Source organism: Pseudomonas sp. LARHCG127 (assembly GCF_052871455.1).
Genome location: NZ_JBIXJT010000017.1, coordinates 103,063 through 119,686 on the forward strand (window position 1 = coordinate 103,063; position 16,624 = coordinate 119,686).

Annotated in this window: 15 protein-coding genes; 4 read left to right on the forward strand and 11 right to left on the reverse strand. The window is 61.8% G+C overall.

What is annotated here, in order from left to right; translation table 11 throughout:
* Positions 1–9: 9 nt before the first annotated feature.
* Positions 10–975: a 2-oxoglutarate and iron-dependent oxygenase domain-containing protein gene (locus tag ACIPQ1_RS24625; protein WP_446534946.1), complete on the reverse strand. Its 966-nt coding sequence runs from the start codon at positions 973–975 to the stop codon at positions 10–12.
* A 144-nt stretch (positions 976–1,119) separates the two neighbouring features.
* Complete coding sequence (locus ACIPQ1_RS24630) at positions 1,120–2,202, reverse strand: BMP family ABC transporter substrate-binding protein (protein ID WP_411386415.1); 1,083 nt, start codon at positions 2,200–2,202, stop codon at positions 1,120–1,122.
* 356 nt (positions 2,203–2,558) lie between these two features.
* On the opposite strand from ACIPQ1_RS24630, the gene ACIPQ1_RS24635 reads away from it, so the two are divergent.
* Positions 2,559–3,650, forward strand: a complete 1,092-nt coding sequence (locus ACIPQ1_RS24635; protein WP_446534947.1) for a calcium:proton antiporter — start codon at positions 2,559–2,561, stop codon at positions 3,648–3,650.
* 124 nt (positions 3,651–3,774) lie between these two features.
* Here the strand turns inward: ACIPQ1_RS24635 and ACIPQ1_RS24640 are convergent, their stop codons facing one another.
* The 3 genes from ACIPQ1_RS24640 to ACIPQ1_RS24650 all read right to left on the reverse strand — a co-directional run bounded on the left by ACIPQ1_RS24640 (position 3,775) and on the right by ACIPQ1_RS24650 (position 6,478).
* A complete protein-coding gene (locus tag ACIPQ1_RS24640) occupies positions 3,775–5,133 on the reverse strand; it encodes an 8-oxoguanine deaminase (RefSeq protein ID WP_446534948.1) in 1,359 nt (452 codons plus the stop codon).
* Positions 5,134–5,415: 282 nt separating this feature from the next.
* Positions 5,416–6,102, reverse strand: coding sequence for an SDR family oxidoreductase (locus ACIPQ1_RS24645; RefSeq protein WP_411386418.1), 687 nt, complete (start codon positions 6,100–6,102; stop codon positions 5,416–5,418).
* 25 nt (positions 6,103–6,127) lie between these two features.
* Entirely contained in the window at positions 6,128–6,478 is a 351-nt protein-coding gene (locus ACIPQ1_RS24650) for a MerR family transcriptional regulator (RefSeq protein WP_186707958.1), read from the reverse strand.
* A gap of 81 nt (positions 6,479–6,559) precedes the next feature.
* Here ACIPQ1_RS24650 and ACIPQ1_RS24655 point away from each other — a divergent pair, with 81 nt between their 5' ends.
* A complete protein-coding gene (locus ACIPQ1_RS24655; RefSeq protein WP_446534952.1) occupies positions 6,560–7,000 on the forward strand; it encodes a hypothetical protein in 441 nt (146 codons plus the stop codon).
* Between the two features lie 66 nt (positions 7,001–7,066).
* Here ACIPQ1_RS24655 and ACIPQ1_RS24660 read toward each other — a convergent pair whose 3' ends face one another.
* The 6 genes from ACIPQ1_RS24660 to ACIPQ1_RS24685 form a co-directional block, all read right to left on the reverse strand.
* Entirely contained in the window at positions 7,067–7,993 is a 927-nt protein-coding gene (locus ACIPQ1_RS24660) for an ABC transporter permease (protein ID WP_411386420.1), read from the reverse strand.
* Entirely contained in the window at positions 7,993–9,099 is a 1,107-nt protein-coding gene (locus ACIPQ1_RS24665; RefSeq protein WP_446534949.1) for an ABC transporter permease, read from the reverse strand. Before ACIPQ1_RS24665 ends, ACIPQ1_RS24660 begins: the two co-directional genes overlap by 1 nt.
* Before the next feature lie 11 nt (positions 9,100–9,110).
* The gene (locus ACIPQ1_RS24670) at positions 9,111–10,664 is read right to left on the reverse strand and encodes an ABC transporter ATP-binding protein (protein ID WP_250964934.1); all 1,554 of its coding nucleotides are present in this window, start codon (positions 10,662–10,664) and stop codon (positions 9,111–9,113) included.
* Between the two features lie 535 nt (positions 10,665–11,199).
* On the reverse strand, positions 11,200–11,781 hold the full coding sequence (locus ACIPQ1_RS24675) for an IMPACT family protein (protein WP_186707968.1): 582 nt from the start codon (positions 11,779–11,781) through the stop codon (positions 11,200–11,202).
* A gap of 7 nt (positions 11,782–11,788) precedes the next feature.
* Entirely contained in the window at positions 11,789–12,439 is a 651-nt protein-coding gene (locus tag ACIPQ1_RS24680) for a TetR/AcrR family transcriptional regulator (protein WP_186707970.1), read from the reverse strand.
* Between the two features lie 201 nt (positions 12,440–12,640).
* Positions 12,641–13,561 (reverse strand): LysR family transcriptional regulator, encoded by a 921-nt coding sequence (locus tag ACIPQ1_RS24685; protein WP_072410356.1) that lies wholly within the window; start codon positions 13,559–13,561, stop codon positions 12,641–12,643.
* Between the two features lie 123 nt (positions 13,562–13,684).
* Between ACIPQ1_RS24685 and ACIPQ1_RS24690 the strand changes: the two genes are divergently transcribed.
* Both ACIPQ1_RS24690 and ACIPQ1_RS24695 read left to right on the forward strand, forming a co-directional pair.
* Positions 13,685–15,034 (forward strand): aspartate aminotransferase family protein, encoded by a 1,350-nt coding sequence (locus tag ACIPQ1_RS24690; protein WP_060739305.1) that lies wholly within the window; start codon positions 13,685–13,687, stop codon positions 15,032–15,034.
* Between the two features lie 59 nt (positions 15,035–15,093).
* Entirely contained in the window at positions 15,094–16,587 is a 1,494-nt protein-coding gene (locus ACIPQ1_RS24695; protein WP_446534950.1) for a CoA-acylating methylmalonate-semialdehyde dehydrogenase, read from the forward strand.
* Positions 16,588–16,624 lie beyond the last annotated feature (37 nt).

Consider the following 16,624-nt stretch of genomic DNA (forward strand, 5'->3'; position numbering starts at 1 on the left):
GCTGATCCACTACACGGCCTGGGGCTCCCGCCGGTAAGCATAGGTGTCGGCGAAGCGCGACAGCAGGAATTCGGCGCAGGTCGTCGTTGGGTACTTGGGTGGGTGGGCGTCATCCTGGCAACCGGGCAGGCACTGGATCAGCGTGTCGGGATGCGGCTCGGCAAAGAATGGCATCGAATAGCGGTCCACTCCCAGCGGGCTGATCACCCGATGCGGCGTGGACAGGTAATGGTCGTTGCTCCAGCGCGCCATCATGTCGCCGAGGTTGACCACGAACGTGCCATCGATGGGCGGCGCATCGATCCACTGGCCATTGACGTTGCGCACTTGCAGGCCACCGGCGGCGTCCTGGTAGAGCAGGGTGATGCAACCGTAGTCGGTATGGGCGCCAGCACCTTGCTGTTCGGCGCAACTGGCGGTGTCGCGGGGCGGGTAATGGATCAGGCGCAGCACGCTCGCCGGTTCGTTGAAGCGCGTGTCGAAAAAGTCCCGTTCGATGCCCAGGGCCAGGGTCATGGCCCGCAGCAGGGTTTGCGCAAGCGCTTGCATGTCACGGTAATGCTGCTCCATCAAGGCTTGCCAGCCGCTCAGGTCTGGGTGGCGGTTGGGGCCGCGCAACGGTTTTTCCACCAGCACCTCGGGGTGATCGGCCGGCAGATGCAGGCCCATGTCGAAGGTTTCCTTCAGGTCGCTGGGCTTGGTCGGGTCCAGTTGTTCCGTGGCGACGGCGCCATAGCCACGATGGTGGCGGGTCTGAGTGATGTCGATCTTGAGTTTTTCTTCGACGGGCAGGGCGAAGAAGCGTTGGGCATTGCCCAGCACCTCGGCGATGCGCGCCGGGCTGATGGGGTGGCCCTTGATGTAGAAGAAGCCCCACTGACGGCAGGCGCGGTCGATCTGCTCGGCGACGCCTTCCCAGGCGTCGGGCTCATTGCCGTAGAGCGGGCCGATGTCGATGATGGGCAGGCTGTTCATGCGGCTTTCCAGATTTGAAATAAGGGCCTCTGTGGGAGCGAGCTTGCTCGCGATAGCGGTGTGTCAGCCAATACAGATATGGATGTCAGTCCGCAATCGCGAGCAAGCTCGCTCCCACAATGGGTATTGGGTTGGGCTTGGCAGTTACTTGGGAATCTCAGCCTTCATCCCTTCGACGTAATAATTCATCGACGCCAGTTCCGCGTTGGTGGCGCTTACGCCCGCAGGGATTTTCTCGACGCCGGCCTGGTCCTTGATCGGGCCGGTGAATGGGTGGAAAGCACCGCTCTCGATGTCGGCGATGATCTGCTCGGCTTCGCCCTTGACCGCTGCCGGCACCAGGTCGCTGATCGGCAGTTTCACCGTGCCTTCCTTCAGGCCACCCCAGTAGTCCTGGGATTTCCAGTTGTGGTCAAGCACGCTCTGGGTCGCCTGGATGTAATGCGGGCCCCAGTCATTGACGATGGAGGTCAGCACCGCCTTGGGCCCGAAATGGGCCATGTCCGAAGCGTAGCCCACCGCATAGACGCCGCGGCGTTCGGCGGCCTGGATCGGCGCCGGGCTGTCGGTGTGCTGGAATACGACGTCGACGCCCTGGTCGATCAGCGCGTTGGCGGCGTCGGCTTCCTTGCCCGGGTCGAACCAGGAATTGACCCACACCACTTTGATTTCGGTGCCGGGGTTGTATTTGTTCAGGGCCAGTTGGATGGCGTTGATGTCGCGGATGACTTCCGGGATCGGGAACGAGGCGACGTAGCCGATCTTCTTGGTCTTGGTCATCTTGGCCGCGAGGAAGCCGCCGACGTAGCGACCCTCATAGGTGCGAGCCAGGTAGGTGCCGAGGTTCTTGTCCTGCTTGTAGCCGGTGGCGTGTTCGAAGATGACCTTGGGAAACTGCTTGGCGACCTTCAGCGTCGGGTTCATGTAGCCGAAGGACGTGGTGAAGATCAGGTCGTACTTGTCCTTGGCCATGTTACGGATCACCCGCTCGGCGTCGGCCCCCTCCGGTACGTTTTCCACGTAGTGGGTGGTGATCTGCTCGCCGAACTTCGCCGCCAGTTCCTTGCGCCCTTGTTCATGCTGATAGGTCCAGCCGTGGTCGCCGATGGGGCCGATGTAGACGAAGCCGACCTTCAGCGGGTCGGCGGCACTGGCATTCAGGCCGGCGCCCAGGCCGACGGCCGCGACGACGGCGCAAAGCAATTTCTTCAAGGGGCGTTTGTGCATGAACTCGAACTCCATTTTGTTGTGAGGTTGGCTGTGCAGCAGCAATGCAAAATGCTGACCAACAGGACAACTAATCGACACGACCTTCTTGTGGCGAGGGAGCTTGCTCCCGCTGGGCTGCGCAGCGGCCCTGTTTTTTACGGTTGCTTCGCAACCGAGCGGGAGCAAGCTCCCTCGCCACAGGTTCTACATCCGCATAACCTGTGGGAGCGAGCTTGCTCGCGATGAGGCCCTTGAGAACAATAAAGGTGCACCTGCCAGCCACTCGCCACCCCCTGGTGCGTCACAATCGGACGAAACGTTCGCGTCCCCCCACAGTCAGTAACTCATGACCCGTTCACAGTGACAGGCCCGCGATGCTCACTTTGATCAAGCAAGAAAAACTGCTGTTGCTGGCGCTGGCCGCCGTATGTGTCGCCTATCCGCTGGAGCACTGGCTGCTGGGCAGCGGGCAGTTGGTGGCGTTGATCGGCGGCCTGGTCCTGATCGGTTTCATCGTCGCGGCCTCCATGCGCGTGGCCCATCACGCCGAGCTGCTGGCGGAAAAGGTCGGTGATCCTTACGGCACCATGATCCTCACCTTGTCGGCGGTGCTGGTGGAAGTGGTGATCCTGGCGATCATGATGAACAACGAAGCCTCGTCGACGCTGGTGCGGGACACGATCTACTCGGCGGTGATGCTCGACATCAATGGCATCCTCGGGCTCGCGGCGTTGATGGGCGGGATCAAGCATGGCGAGCAGGTCTACAACGACGATTCGGCGCGCACCTACAGCGTGATGATTCTCACGGCCATGGGCGTGTCGATGGTGGTGCCGGAGTTCATCCCCCGGGATAGTTGGAAAACCTATTCTGCCTTCACCATCGGCGCGATGATCGTGTTGTACACGCTGTTCCTGCGCATGCAGGTCGGGCCCCACAGTTACTTTTTCAGCTACAGCTACCCGGAAAAGCGCCGCAAGAAAGAACCGGTGGAAAACGAACCGGAACCTGTCAGCCTGACGATTTCCATCAGTGCGCTGGTGTTTGGCGTGGTGGTGATCGGTGCGTTGGCTGAAGTGATGTCCAAGGCCATCGACCTGGGGCTGGAAGGCTCGGGTGCTCCGCCCGTGGTCACGGCGATCCTGGTGGCGGCGATCTCCGCCGCGCCGGAAATCCTCACCGCCCTGCGCGCGGCCCTCGCCAATCGCATGCAGGCGGTGGTGAACATCGCGCTGGGGGCGTCGTTGTCCACCGTGATCCTTACTGTGCCGGTGATGGAAGCCATGGCCCTCTACACCGGCCAGCCTTTCCAGATGGCGATGACCCCGGTGCAGACGGTGATGATTTTCATCACCCTGATCGTCTGCGCGATCAACCTCAACGATGGTGAAACCAATGCCATCGAAGGCATGACGCATTTTGTGTTGTTCGCGACGTTTATCATGTTGTCCCTGCTGGGCCTCTGAGCCCAGCACCATCCCCCTTGTGGGAGCGAGCTTGCTCGCGATGGCGCCAGACAAACAGCATTGAAGTTGAATGTCAGGCCGCTATCGCAAGCAAGCTCGCTCCCACAGGGGATTTGGGTTGGGGTCAGGCGTCGGCGATCAATTCCCGCGCCGCCTGGCTGTGATCGGCAATCAAGCCCTTCAAGTCCAACCCCTCGACTTGCCCGTCGATCACCCGCCATTGCCCCCCGATCATCACCCGGTCCGCCCGGTCCGCGCCGCACAGCAGCAGGGCCGAGACCGGGTCATGGCTGCCGGAGAAGCGCAGCTCATCGAGCTTGAACAGCGCCAGGTCGGCCTGTTTGCCCACGGCCAATTCGCCGATATCGCTGCGCCCGAGCAGTTGCGCCGAGCCCCGGGTCGCCCAGCCCAGTACGCGCTCCGGCGTGATCGCTTGCGCGCCGTAGCGCAGGCGCTGGATGTACAGCGCCTGGCGGGTTTCGAGGATCATGTTCGAGGCATCGTTGGATGCCGAGCCGTCGACACCCAGGCCCACGGGAGCGCCGGCGGCGGTCAGCTCCAGTGTCGGGCAAATACCCGAGGCCAGGCGCATGTTCGAACTGGGGCAATGGCAGATACCGGTGCCGGCGGCACCGAGTCGGGCGATTTCGTCCGGGTTGAAGTGAATGCCGTGGGCCAGCCAAGTGCGTGGGCCGAGCCAGCCGACGCTGTCCAGGTAATCCACGGTGCGCAGGCCGAAGCGTTGCAGGCAGAACGCTTCTTCGTCGAGGGTTTCGGCCAAGTGGGTGTGCAAGCGAACGTCGAGGGTTTCCGCCAGCTCGGCGCTGGCGCTCATGATCTGCGGCGTGACCGAAAACGGCGAGCAGGGCGCCAGGGCAATCTGGATCTGTGCGCCGTCGCCGCGCTCGTGGTATTCGGCGATCAGGCGCTGACTGTCGTCAAGAATCACCTCGCCCTGCTGCACGGTCTGTTGCGGTGGCAAGCCACCGTCGGCCTCGCCCAGGCTCATGGAGCCACGGGTCAACATCGCCCGCATGCCCAGCTCACGGACACTTTGCACTTGCACGTCGATGGCATTTTCCAGGCCCTGGGGAAACAGGTAATGATGGTCGGCCGCCGTGGTGCAGCCCGACAGCAGCAACTCGGCCAAGGCCACTTTGCTCGCCAGGGCGAGTTTTTCCGGGGTCAGCCGCGCCCACACCGGGTAGAGGGTTTTCAGCCAGGGGAACAACGGCTGGTTCACCACCGGCGCCCAGGCGCGGGTCAGGGTCTGGTAGAAGTGATGATGGGTGTTGATCAAGCCCGGCAGGATCACATGCTCGCGCGCGTCAAAGACGTGGTCGCAGGGCTGGGCGGGTTGTTGGCCGACGCTCAGCAGTTCGACGATCACACCGTCCTGCAGGACGAGACCGCCACGGGCATCGAGGTCGTTAGCCGTGAAAATGGCGAGGGGATTTTTTAACCAGGTACGGGTCGCAGGCATGGTGGCCGGCTCCTCTGAAAGTGGGTTCAGGTTAGCCAGCTCAGTGATGCCCTGTCTGCTGATCCAGGGTCGCCCATTGGATAGGGCAAGGTGCGGAGTTTACTCAGGTTGCCGGACACATTTCCAGTGCCTGACCCAGGTTTCAATGTAGGAGAGGGCTTGGTGGGAGCGAGCTTGCTCGCGATAGCGGCCTGACATTCAGCATCAATGTCGACTGATCTGGCGCCATCGCGAGCAAGCTCGCTCCCACAGGGTTAGGGGGTTCCACAGGGTATCGGGTGGTTACCAGGGGATTGTTTCGCCTTTGTAATTGACGAAGTGATGCCCACCCTTGCCGGCGAAGGCATTCACTTGGTCGATCAGCCCACGGGTGCTGGTCTCGACATCGAGGTCCGCGCCTTCGCCGCCCATGTCGGTTTTCACCCAGCCCGGGTGCAGCGACAATACCGTCAATGACTGTTCGCCCAGTTGGCTGACGAAGCTGTTGGTCATGGAGTTGAGCGCTGCCTTGCTGGCCTTGTACAGCGCCAGTTCCGGCGCGTCGGGCATGGTCACGCTGCCCAGCACTGAACTCATGAAGGCCAGCACGCCGCTGCCCTCGCGGATCTGGCCGACGAAGCGTTGGGCCAGGTTGATCGGCGCCACGGCGTTGGTGAAGAACAGCTGGCCGACTTCGGCCAGCGTCGCGCCGCCCGGGCTCTGGTTATCTGGGCCCTTGACCCCGGCGTTGACGAACAACAGGTCGAAGGTCTCGCCCTTGAGCTGCTGGCTCAAGGCGATGACGGCTTGCTGGTCGTCCATGTCGAGTTTTTCGATCCGCACCGGGCCCAGCGCCTTCAAAGCCTCGGCGTTCTGCGGGTTGCGCACGGTGGCGGTCACGTTCCAGCCATCGCTGAGCAGCGTCTTCACCAGGCCGAGGCCCAGGCCCCGGGAGGCGCCGATGATCAATGCGTTTCTTGCCGAAGTCATGAGGGGCATCCTTGAAAGAAAAAGGTCACGGGTTTAATGGACAACGTTGCCCGAGCCGTTGTTTCAGCTCTTGACGCAACGCGTCGAGTTCGGTCATGCGGGTTTCGATCAGGTTCAGCTTGTCTTGCAGCAATTGCGTCACGGCGCAGTCCGGGTCGGGGGCGTTCCACAGGGCGGCGACGCTCGCGCCGATCTCGCCCAGGGTAAAGCCCAGGCGCTGGGCGGTCTTGATATAGAGCACCAGTTGGACGATGTCGGCGGGGTAGTCGCGATAGCCATTGGCGCTGCGCGATGCTGCGATCAGGCCACGTTGCTCGTAGAAACGCAGCGTGTCTCGACTGACGGCGCAGGCTTGGGCTAATTCACCGATACGCATTGCGAAGCTCCAGAGGACTTGACCTTGGAGCATACCCCAGGCTTTAGCCTCTTTGCTCCTCGATTATCTGGAGCAACGTGTATGTGGAGTTCGATGCAATATCGCCGGGTGGTGCTTGGCAGCGCCTGGTACGACCTGATCGTGTCGGCCGCGCTGGCCACGCCGTGGAGCTTTGCGGCGGTGCATGGCGTATTGGTGAGCATGACTCAGCTCTTTGACCTGCCTGGGGACCTGCCACCGTTTGCGCCGGCGCATGTGCTGATGGTGAATCTGATGGGCTCGATTGTCTGCGTGTGGTCGGTGTTGCGGATTCGTGATCCCCAGGCGCTGTACGGGCGTTATGACGCGGTGGGGCGGTTTCTGTTCTCGGCCTGGATGCTGTATGCGCTGCTTCATGGAGCCAGTGCGGTGTTGTGGGTTTTCCTGTTTTTCGAGGTGGTGTGGGGCTTGGTTCAGGTGTTGCCTGTTCGGGACTCATCGCGGGCAAGCTCGCTCCCACAGGGGGAGCTGAGTCAAACCTGAATTCAGTGTTCACCCTGGTCAAGTGTGGGAGCGAGCTTGCTCGCGATAGGCCCGCCGCGGTCTGTCTCAATGCCCCGCCTGCCAAGGCTGCCCCAGGGACACCGGCGCGTACAGCCGCGTGCGCACGGCATCCCGGGACAGCAGCACCAGCACCAAAATGGTCGCGGCATAGGGCAGCATCGCCAGCAGGCTCGACGGAATCGCCAACCCCAATCCCTGGGCTACCAGGTGCAGGATGCTGGCGAGACCGAACAGGTAGGCGCCCAGCAGCAGGCGCCACACCCGCCAACTGGCGAACACCACCAGCGCCAGGGCGATCCAGCCGCGCCCGGCGCTCATGTTCTCGGCCCACATCGGCGTGTAGGCCAGTGACAGATAGGCGCCGGCCAACCCGGCCATGGCGCCGCCAAACAGCACCGCCAGGGTCCGCACCCGCAACACCGGCAGGCCCATGGCACTGGCGGCATCGGGGTTCTCGCCGACGGCCTGGATGATCAGTCCGGCGCGGCTTTTCACGATCACCCACGCCACCAGCGCAAACAGCGCAAAGGAGAGGTACACCAGCAGGTCCTGGGCGAACAGCATCCGCCCGATCAAGGGGATGTCACTCAGGTAGGGAATGGCCAACGGCTCGAAGCCCGCCAGCGGTTTACCGACCCAGGCCGCCCCGACAAAGCTCGACAGGCCCACGCCGAAAATCGTCAGCGCCAGTCCGGTGGCGACCTGATTGGCGTTGAACACCAGCGCCACCAGCGCGAACAATGCCGACAACAGCATTCCCGCAGCCATTGCCAACAGCACGCCGAGCCAGAGGTGGCCGCTGTTGAACGCGACGATAAAACCAATCACCGCGCCGAACAGCATCATGCCTTCCTGGCCCAGGTTCAGGACGCCGCTTTTTTCGCAAACCAACTCACCCAGGGCCACCAGCAGCAGCGGTGTGCCGCAGCGAACCATGGCATAGAAAATATTGCTCAACAGGTCGATATCCATCACAAGGCTCCTGCCTGTACCGCGGTAGTTCGGGCGCGCCGGGTCCAGCGCAGATTCAGGCGTGGCCGGTAGAGAATCAGCACGTCGCAGGCCAACAGGAAAAACAGCATCATCCCCTGGAACAACTGGGTGATTGCCTGGGGCAGGTTCAGCGACATCTGCGCACTCTCTCCGCCGATGTACAGCAGGGCCATCAACAGGCTGGCAAACAGAATGCCGATGGGATTGAGGCGCCCGAGGAACGCCACGGTAATCGCCGCATAGCCATAGCCCGGCGACACCTGCGGCACCAGTTGGCCGATCGGCCCGGCGACTTCGCAGACGCCGGCCAGACCGGCCAGCGCACCGCTGATCAGCAGCGCCAGCCACACCAGCGGCTTCTGGCGAAAGCCGGCAAAACCAGCGGCGCGGGCATCGAGGCCCAGCACCTTGATCTGAAAACCAACAAAGCTTTTCTGCAGCAAGACCCACACCGCTACCAGCGCCAGCAGGGCGAAATACAGCCCGGCATGGACGCGGCCATCCTCCAGCAGCAACGGCAGGCGACTGGCCTCGCCGAACATCGCCGACTCGGGGAAGTTGAACCCCGCCGGGTCTTTCAACGGCCCGTGGACGCAAAAGAGCAGCAGGTTCAGGGCGATGTAGTTGAGCATGATGCTGGTCAAGATCTCGTTGGCGTTGAAGCGCGTGCGCAGCCACGCCGTGAGCGCGGCCCAAGCCGCCCCGGCCAGGGTGCCGGCCAGCAGGATCAACACCAATGCCCAGCGACTTTGCACGTCGATGATGTTCACCGCCACGGCACTGCCGGCCAGGGCGCCCAGCAGCAATTGGCCTTCGGCGCCGATGTTCCAGATCCGCGCCTGATAGGCCACTGCCAGGCCGAGGGCGCAGAGCAGGATCGGCAAGGTCTTGACCAGCCATTCGGACATACCGTACAGGTCGCTGATCGGGGCGATCAACAGGGTGTACAACGTTTGCAACGGGTCATGCCCAAGGGCGATAAACAGCAGCGAGCCGCTGCCCAGGGTCAACACGGCGGCCAAGAGCGGCGAGCACCAGAGCATCAGGCGCGATTGCTGGCCGCGGGGTTCGAGAGAAAGCAGCATGTGGAACTCCGTTAAACCGGCGCGGGGGCAGGGGATTGAGGGGCGTCGAACTGGCCGGCCATCCAGGCGCCGACGTCGCTGAGGCGGGTCTCGACGGTAGGACGCAAGGCCGACAGGCGCCCGCCGCACAAGGCACCGAGACGGTCGCTGATCTGGAACAGTTCATCGAGGTCTTCGGAGATCACCAGGATCGCCGCGCCCGCGTCGCGCAGGGTGATCAGGGCACGATGGATGGTCGCCGCCGCGCCGACGTCCACGCCCCAGGTCGGATGCGCGGCCACCAGCAGCTTTGGCTGTTGCAGGATTTCCCGGCCCAGGATGAATTTTTGCAAGTTGCCCCCCGAAAGGCTGCGCGCAGGGGTTTTGGTGTCGGGCGTCTTCACGCCAAAACGACGGATGATCTCCTCGGCCAGGTGTTCGACCTTGCTGCGTCGAACCAGCCCATGGCTGACCAGGCCCTGCTGGAAGGCGCTGAGCAGGGCGTTATCCGCCAGGCTCAATTGCGGCACGGCGCCATGGCCCAGGCGTTCAGCGGGGACGAATGCCAGGCCGAGCTGGCGACGAGCGTCGGGGCGCAGGTGCGCTACGGGCTGGTCGCCGAATCGAATCGTTTCGCCTTGCTGGCGGGGAAGCGGCGTTTCCCCACTGAGCAATGCCAGCCATTCGTCCTGGCCATTGCCCGCCACCCCGGCGATGCCGACGATTTCGCCGCTGCAAACCTCAAGGTCAATGTCCCGTAACGAGCAGCCGAACGGGTCGGGGTTGTGCCAGGACAGCTTGTTGATGTGCAGGAAGGCTTTGTCTGCGCTGACCTTGGGGTAATCCGTCATCAGTCCTGCGGCCTCGCCAACCATCAGTTGCGCCAACTCTCGGTCCGAGCAATGCGCCGGGGTGCAATGCCCTGAGACGCGTCCGCCGCGCAGCACCGTGGCGCTGTGGCACAACGCGCGCACCTCCCCGAGCTTGTGGCTGATAAACAAAATGCTGCAGCCCTCGCTCGCCAGGCGGCGCAAGGTCACGAACAGTTCTTCGGCTTCTGCGGGCGTGAGTACCGAGGTCGGTTCATCGAGAATCAACAACCGAATGTCTTGCATCAGGCAGCGAATGATCTCTACCCGCTGGCGCTCGCCAATCGACAGGCTGTGGACCAGCCGCTGTGGTTCCAGGGCCATGCCGTAGCGCCGGGAAACCTCGCGGATCCGGGGCTCCAGTTGCGCTGGCGTACCGGCTGCCGCGCCCATCGCCAGGGCAATGTTCTGCGCAACGGTGAGGGTTTCGAACAGCGAGAAATGCTGGAACACCATGCCGATGCCCAGGCTGCGGGCCTGGGCCGGGTTACGCAGGTTGACGCGCTGGCCCTGCCAGATCACCTCACCCGAATCGGCAGCGGTGACGCCGTAGATAATCTTCATCAGGGTGCTTTTGCCCGCACCGTTTTCCCCCAGCAAGGCGTGGATCTCGCCGGGCTGGATGCTCAGGTCGATGGCGTCGTTGGCCAGGCAACCGGGGTAGCGTTTGCTGATCTTGCGCAATTGCAGGCGCGCGATGGAGTCGGGGTTGGACATGACAGGCTCGGGCCGATGGACAGGAATGCCTGTGGATAAAGCAATTTCCTGGCCATCAGGTCAGGAAATTGTCTTGAGTCCCGTTACTGAGGCCTTCCGCGTCGGGCCTGAGCATCTGTAGTGGGGAAATTCTGCACTACCTTGGCGCGCACGGGTCTGGCCCAGGCAGCGGTTTGCCCTGAAATGGGTGGTCAAAAATTGAACAAGCGGCTGTGAGCTATGTCCTTCACGGGGCGGAAGGAGCCATGAACGGGTTATCCACAGGTTGCTCCACAGTTATTGTGTGCAAGCCGGAAACTCGGGCATAAGCACTACGGGGCTTTCTTCTAAAGGTGATAAACCGCTGCAAGCGGTTGTTTTGTGGATGGATTTGGCCCTTGGGAAGGACTTTGGCTGAAAAATGAGCAACCCGCTGAAACCCGCATGACAGAAGGGTTACAGAGGGATGTGCTCAGGTTATCCACAGTCGGGTGCACAGTGGATGTGGGCAAGTTGAACGATTGCGCGATGCCCTGAAAGATTGCAGCCTGCGAACTCAACGCTCTAACAGGATCCGTCCACGGCTCAGGTCGGCCAGTTGCGTTTGCAAGGTTTCGATGTGGGCTTCGCCTACGGCCAATTGCAGGTCCACGCCATTGGCGGTGAAGCGTTCTTCATTCACCAGCCCGCCGCACTCGGCGACGCGCAGTTTCACCAGGGGCAGTTCGGCGAACCCGCAACTACAGTGCAGCGGCACGCGGCTGATCAATTCGATTTTCTCAGCGTTTTGCAGGCATTTGTTCGCGCCGCCACCGTAGGCTCGGGCCAGCCCGCCGGTGCCCAGTTGAATCCCGCCATACCAGCGAATCACCAGCACCACGACCTGATCGCAGGCCTGGGCTTCGATCGCGGCCAGGATTGGCCGCCCGGCGGTGCCACCCGGCTCGCCATCGTCGTTGCTGCGGTACTGGTCGCCGAGTTTCCAGGCCCAGCAATTGTGGGTGGCATCCAGGTCGCTGTGCTGCTCGATAAAAGCCTGGGCATCGGCGGGGCTGGTGATGGGCGCGGCGAAGGTAATGAAGCGGCTTTTGCGAATTTCTTCGCGGTGCTCGCAAAAACCGGCAAGGGTAAAGGGCATGGCGATCTTAGAGAGTGGGTGTCAGGCCGCAGCCCTTGAGAATGATGCGGATCAGGTTGTCGCCTGCGTCGATCATGTCTTGTTTGGTCAACTTGCTGCGACCGGTCACGCGACAGATCTGGGTGGCGAAGTCGGCGTAATGCTGGGTGCTGCCCCACAACAGAAAGATGAGATGCACCGGGTCGATCGGGTCCATCTTGCCAGCGTCGATCCAGGCCTGGAACACGGCGGCCCGGCCATTGAACCAGGCACGGTAATCCTGGTTGAAATATTCGGTCAGGCATTCGCCCCCGCTGATCACTTCCATGGCGAACAGTCGCGAGGCCTGGGGCTGGCGACGAGAGAACTCCATTTTGGCACGGATGTAGCGGGTCAAGGCTTCGGCCGGATCATCCTCGGCGGTGAGGGTGTTGAAGGTGCTGTCCCACAATTCGATGATGTTGCTCAGCACCGCCACGTACAGGCCGAGTTTATTGGTGAAGTAATAATGCAGGTTCGCCTTGGGCAGCCCGGCCTTGAGGGCGATGGCATTCATGCTGGTGCCTTTGAACCCGTGGCGAGCGAATTCATCTTCGGCGGCCTTGAGAATCGTCTCTTCGTTCTTTTGACGAATGCGGCTGGTGGGCTTGCCACCGTGGGCAGGGACTTCAAAGGTCATGGGCGTTTCCGGGCTGGGTCTGTGGGCAAGCAAATGCGTTGATAGCGCACCGGCATCGATCCGACAAGTGTCATCACACTAAAAGCCGGCTAAACACCTGTGGGAGCGAGCTTGCTCGCGATAGCGGAGGGTCATTCAGCATTAGGTGTGACTGATACACCGCCATCGCGAGCAAGCTCGCTCCCACAGGGTGTAAAAAGGTCAGCGGGTGGCCGCCAGGCTCTCGAGAAAACTCTCCAGCACCAAGTGAGGCCGGCGCCCTTTGCGCGTGACCGACGCCAGGCTCAAGTCATAGAACCGTGCCGCAGGCTTAAGGGCCCGCAACCGACCCTGCTGGACCCAGAGGTTGGCGTAGTGATCGGGCAGGTAGCCGATATAGCGCCCGGTAAGAATCAGGAACGCCATGCCTTCGCGGTCCGATGCACTCGCGGTGCAATTAAGCGCCTGGTAATGGGCCTGGATCTCGGCCGGCAGGCGGAACGTCGGGGCGATGGCGTCCTGGCTGTTGAGGCGTGCGTCTTCAAGTTGTTGGTCATCGACATAAAACAGTGGATGCCCGACCGCGCAGTACAGCAGCGAACGTTCACTGTAGAGCGGTTGATATTCCAGCCCGGACAGGGCACTGGCCTGGGGAACCACGCCGACATGCAAGCGACCGTCGAGCACGCCTTGCTCGACTTCGTTGGGGGCGATCATGCGAATCTGGATCTGCACGTCAGGCCCGCGCTCTTTCAATTGCGCCAGGGCGTGGGTGATGCGCATGTGGGGCAGGGTGACCAGGTTGTCGGTGAGGCCGATGGTCAACTCACCGCGCAGATGCTGGTGCAGCCCGTTTACCTCGGTGCGAAAGCTTTCCAGTGCGCTCAATAACTGCAACGCCGATTGATAGACCTCGCGCCCTTCTTCGGTCAGGGAAAACCCCGCGCGCCCACGTTGGCACAGACGCAGGCCGAGGCGCTGTTCAAGGTCGCTCATCTGCTGGCTGATGGCTGAGCGACCGATTCCCAGTACGGTTTCCGCGGCGGAGAATCCACCGCACTCCACGACGCTGCGAAAAATGCGCAGCAGGCGAATATCAAAGTCGCTGACCTGGGCCAGAGGATCGGGACGACGAGCGCTCATAGTTTAGTGATCCGCCGACTGAAGGTTACAAAAGTTGGATTTCATTGACTTTATCGTCGTGGCAACTTAGCTGCAAGAACGCCTTTCGATCCCCTGTCGCTTATGACCTGCGAGGTTTTGTCGATGAACATGCCCGAACACGCTGCCGGTTCCCTGGCTAGCCAGCTCAAGCTGGATGCCCACTGGATGCCTTACACCGCCAATCGAAATTTCCAGCGCGATCCGCGCCTGATCGTCGCTGCCGAAGGCAGCTGGTTGGTGGATGACAAGGGGCGCAAGGTCTACGACTCGCTGTCGGGCCTGTGGACATGTGGCGCCGGGCACACCCGCAAGGAAATCCAGGAAGCGGTCGCCAAGCAACTGGGTACTCTCGATTATTCGCCGGGGTTCCAGTACGGCCATCCGCTGTCATTCCAACTGGCGGAAAAGATCACCAGCCTGACCCCAGGCAACCTCAATCATGTGTTCTTTACCGATTCCGGTTCCGAGTGCGCCGATACCGCAGTGAAGATGGTCCGCGCCTACTGGCGTCTCAAGGGCCAGGCGACCAAGACCAAGATGATTGGCCGTGCCCGTGGTTATCACGGTGTGAACATCGCCGGCACCAGCCTCGGCGGTGTCAGTGGCAACCGCAAGCTGTTCGGCCAGGCCATGATGGACGTCGATCACTTGCCCCACACCTTGCTGGCCAGCAACGCCTATTCCCGTGGCATGCCGAAAGAGGGTGGCATCGCCTTGGCGGATGAGCTGTTGAAGCTGATCGAACTGCACGATGCGTCCAATATCGCTGCGGTGTTTGTCGAGCCGATGGCAGGATCGGCCGGCGTACTGGTGCCGCCTGAGGGGTATCTCAAGCGCCTGCGGGAAATCTGCGACCAGCACAGCATTCTGCTGGTGTTCGACGAAGTGATCACCGGTTTCGGCCGCACCGGTTCGATGTTTGGTGCCGACAGCTTTGGCGTGACCCCGGACCTGATGTGCATCGCCAAGCAAGTCACCAATGGCGCGATCCCCATGGGCGCGGTGATTGCCAGCTCGGAGATCTACCAGACCTTCATGAACCAGCCAACGCCCGAGTACGCAGTGGAGTTCCCCCACGGCTACACCTACTCGGCACACCCGGTGGCCTGCGCGGCGGGCCTGGCGGCGCTGGACCTGCTGCAGAAGGAAAACCTGGTGCAGAGCGTGGCCGAAATAGCCCCGCATTTCGAGAATGCCTTGCACGGTCTGAAGGGCGCGAAGAACGTCATCGACATCCGCAACTATGGCCTGGCCGGCGCGATCCAGATCGCCGGGCGCGATGGCGATGCCATCGTGCGTCCGTTCGAAGCCGGCATGGCGTTGTGGAAAGCCGGGTTCTATGTGCGGTTCGGCGGCGACACTCTGCAGTTCGGGCCAACGTTCAACAGCAAGCCACAGGACCTGGATCGCCTGTTCGATGCAGTCGGTGAAGTGCTGAACAAACTCGACTGACGCATTCTTTAACAACGGGCGCCCGGCCATGGGCGCCTGTGGATAATTCTGGAGTCCCCATGAGCCTCATCCCGCATTTGATCAATGGCGAACTGCTGAGCGACAGCGCTCGCACCGCCGATGTGTTCAACCCGTCTACTGGCCAGGCCATTCATAAGGTGCCATTGGCTGATCGCGCGACTATCCAGCAGGCCATCGATGCCGCCAAGGCGGCTTTTCCGGCCTGGCGCAATACACCAGCGGCCAAGCGCGCCCAAGTGATGTTTCGTTTCAAGCAATTGCTGGAGCAGAACGAGGCGCGTATCGCCCAGTTGATCAGCGAGGAACACGGCAAGACCTTGGAAGACGCGGCCGGTGAGCTCAAGCGCGGCATCGAAAACGTCGAGTTTGCCTGTGCAGCGCCGGAGATCCTGAAGGGCGAATACAGCCGTAACGTAGGACCGAACATCGACGCTTGGTCAGACTTTCAACCTTTAGGCGTGGTGGCGGGCATCACCCCGTTCAACTTCCCGGCGATGGTGCCGCTGTGGATGTATCCGCTGGCGATCGTCTGCGGCAACTGCTTCATTCTCAAGCCGTCCGAGCGTGATCCGAGTTCGACGCTGCTGATCGCCCAGTTGTTGTTGGAAGCGGGTTTGCCCAAGGGTGTACTGAGCGTCGTCCATGGCGACAAGGCTGCGGTGGATGCACTGATCGAAGCGCCGGAAGTCAAGGCGCTGAGTTTTGTCGGTTCGACGCCGATTGCCGAGTACATCTATGCCGAGGGCACTCGACGTGGCAAACGTGTCCAGGCGCTGGGCGGGGCGAAGAACCATGCGGTGCTGATGCCGGATGCCGACCTGGACAATGCCGTCAGCGCGCTGATGGGCGCGGCATACGGTTCATGCGGTGAGCGTTGCATGGCAATTTCGGTGGCGGTGTGTGTCGGCGACCAAGTGGCGGATGCGCTGGTGTCCAAATTGGTGCCGCAAATCAAGGCGCTTAAGATTGGCGCCGGTACGTCTTGCGGGTTGGACATGGGGCCGCTGGTGACCGGTCAGCATCGGGACAAGGTCAGTGGCTATATAGAAGAGGGTGTGACAGCAGGCGCTTCACTGGTGGTTGATGGTCGCGGCTTGAGTGTGGCCGGGCATGAAGAAGGTTTCTTCCTCGGCGGTTGCCTGTTCGATCGCGTGACCCCCGAGATGCGTATCTATAAGGAAGAGATCTTTGGACCGGTGCTGTGCATCGTCCGGGTCAATAGCCTGGAAGAGGCGATGCAACTGATCAATGATCACGAGTATGGCAACGGCACCTGCATCTTCACCCGCGATGGCGAAGTGGCGCGGTTGTTCTGCGATGAGATCGAAGTCGGCATGGTGGGCGTCAACGTTCCATTGCCGGTGCCAGTGGCTTATCACAGCTTTGGTGGTTGGAAGCGTTCGCTATTCGGCGACCTGCATGCCTATGGCCCGGACGGCGTGCGTTTCTATACCCGTCGCAAGGCCATTACCCAGCGTTGGCCGCAGCGTGCCAGCCATGAGGCTTCACAATTCGCTTTCCCCAGCTTGTAATTGGAAGTGAAGAGGCCGGCGCCCGGGGGGGCCGGCC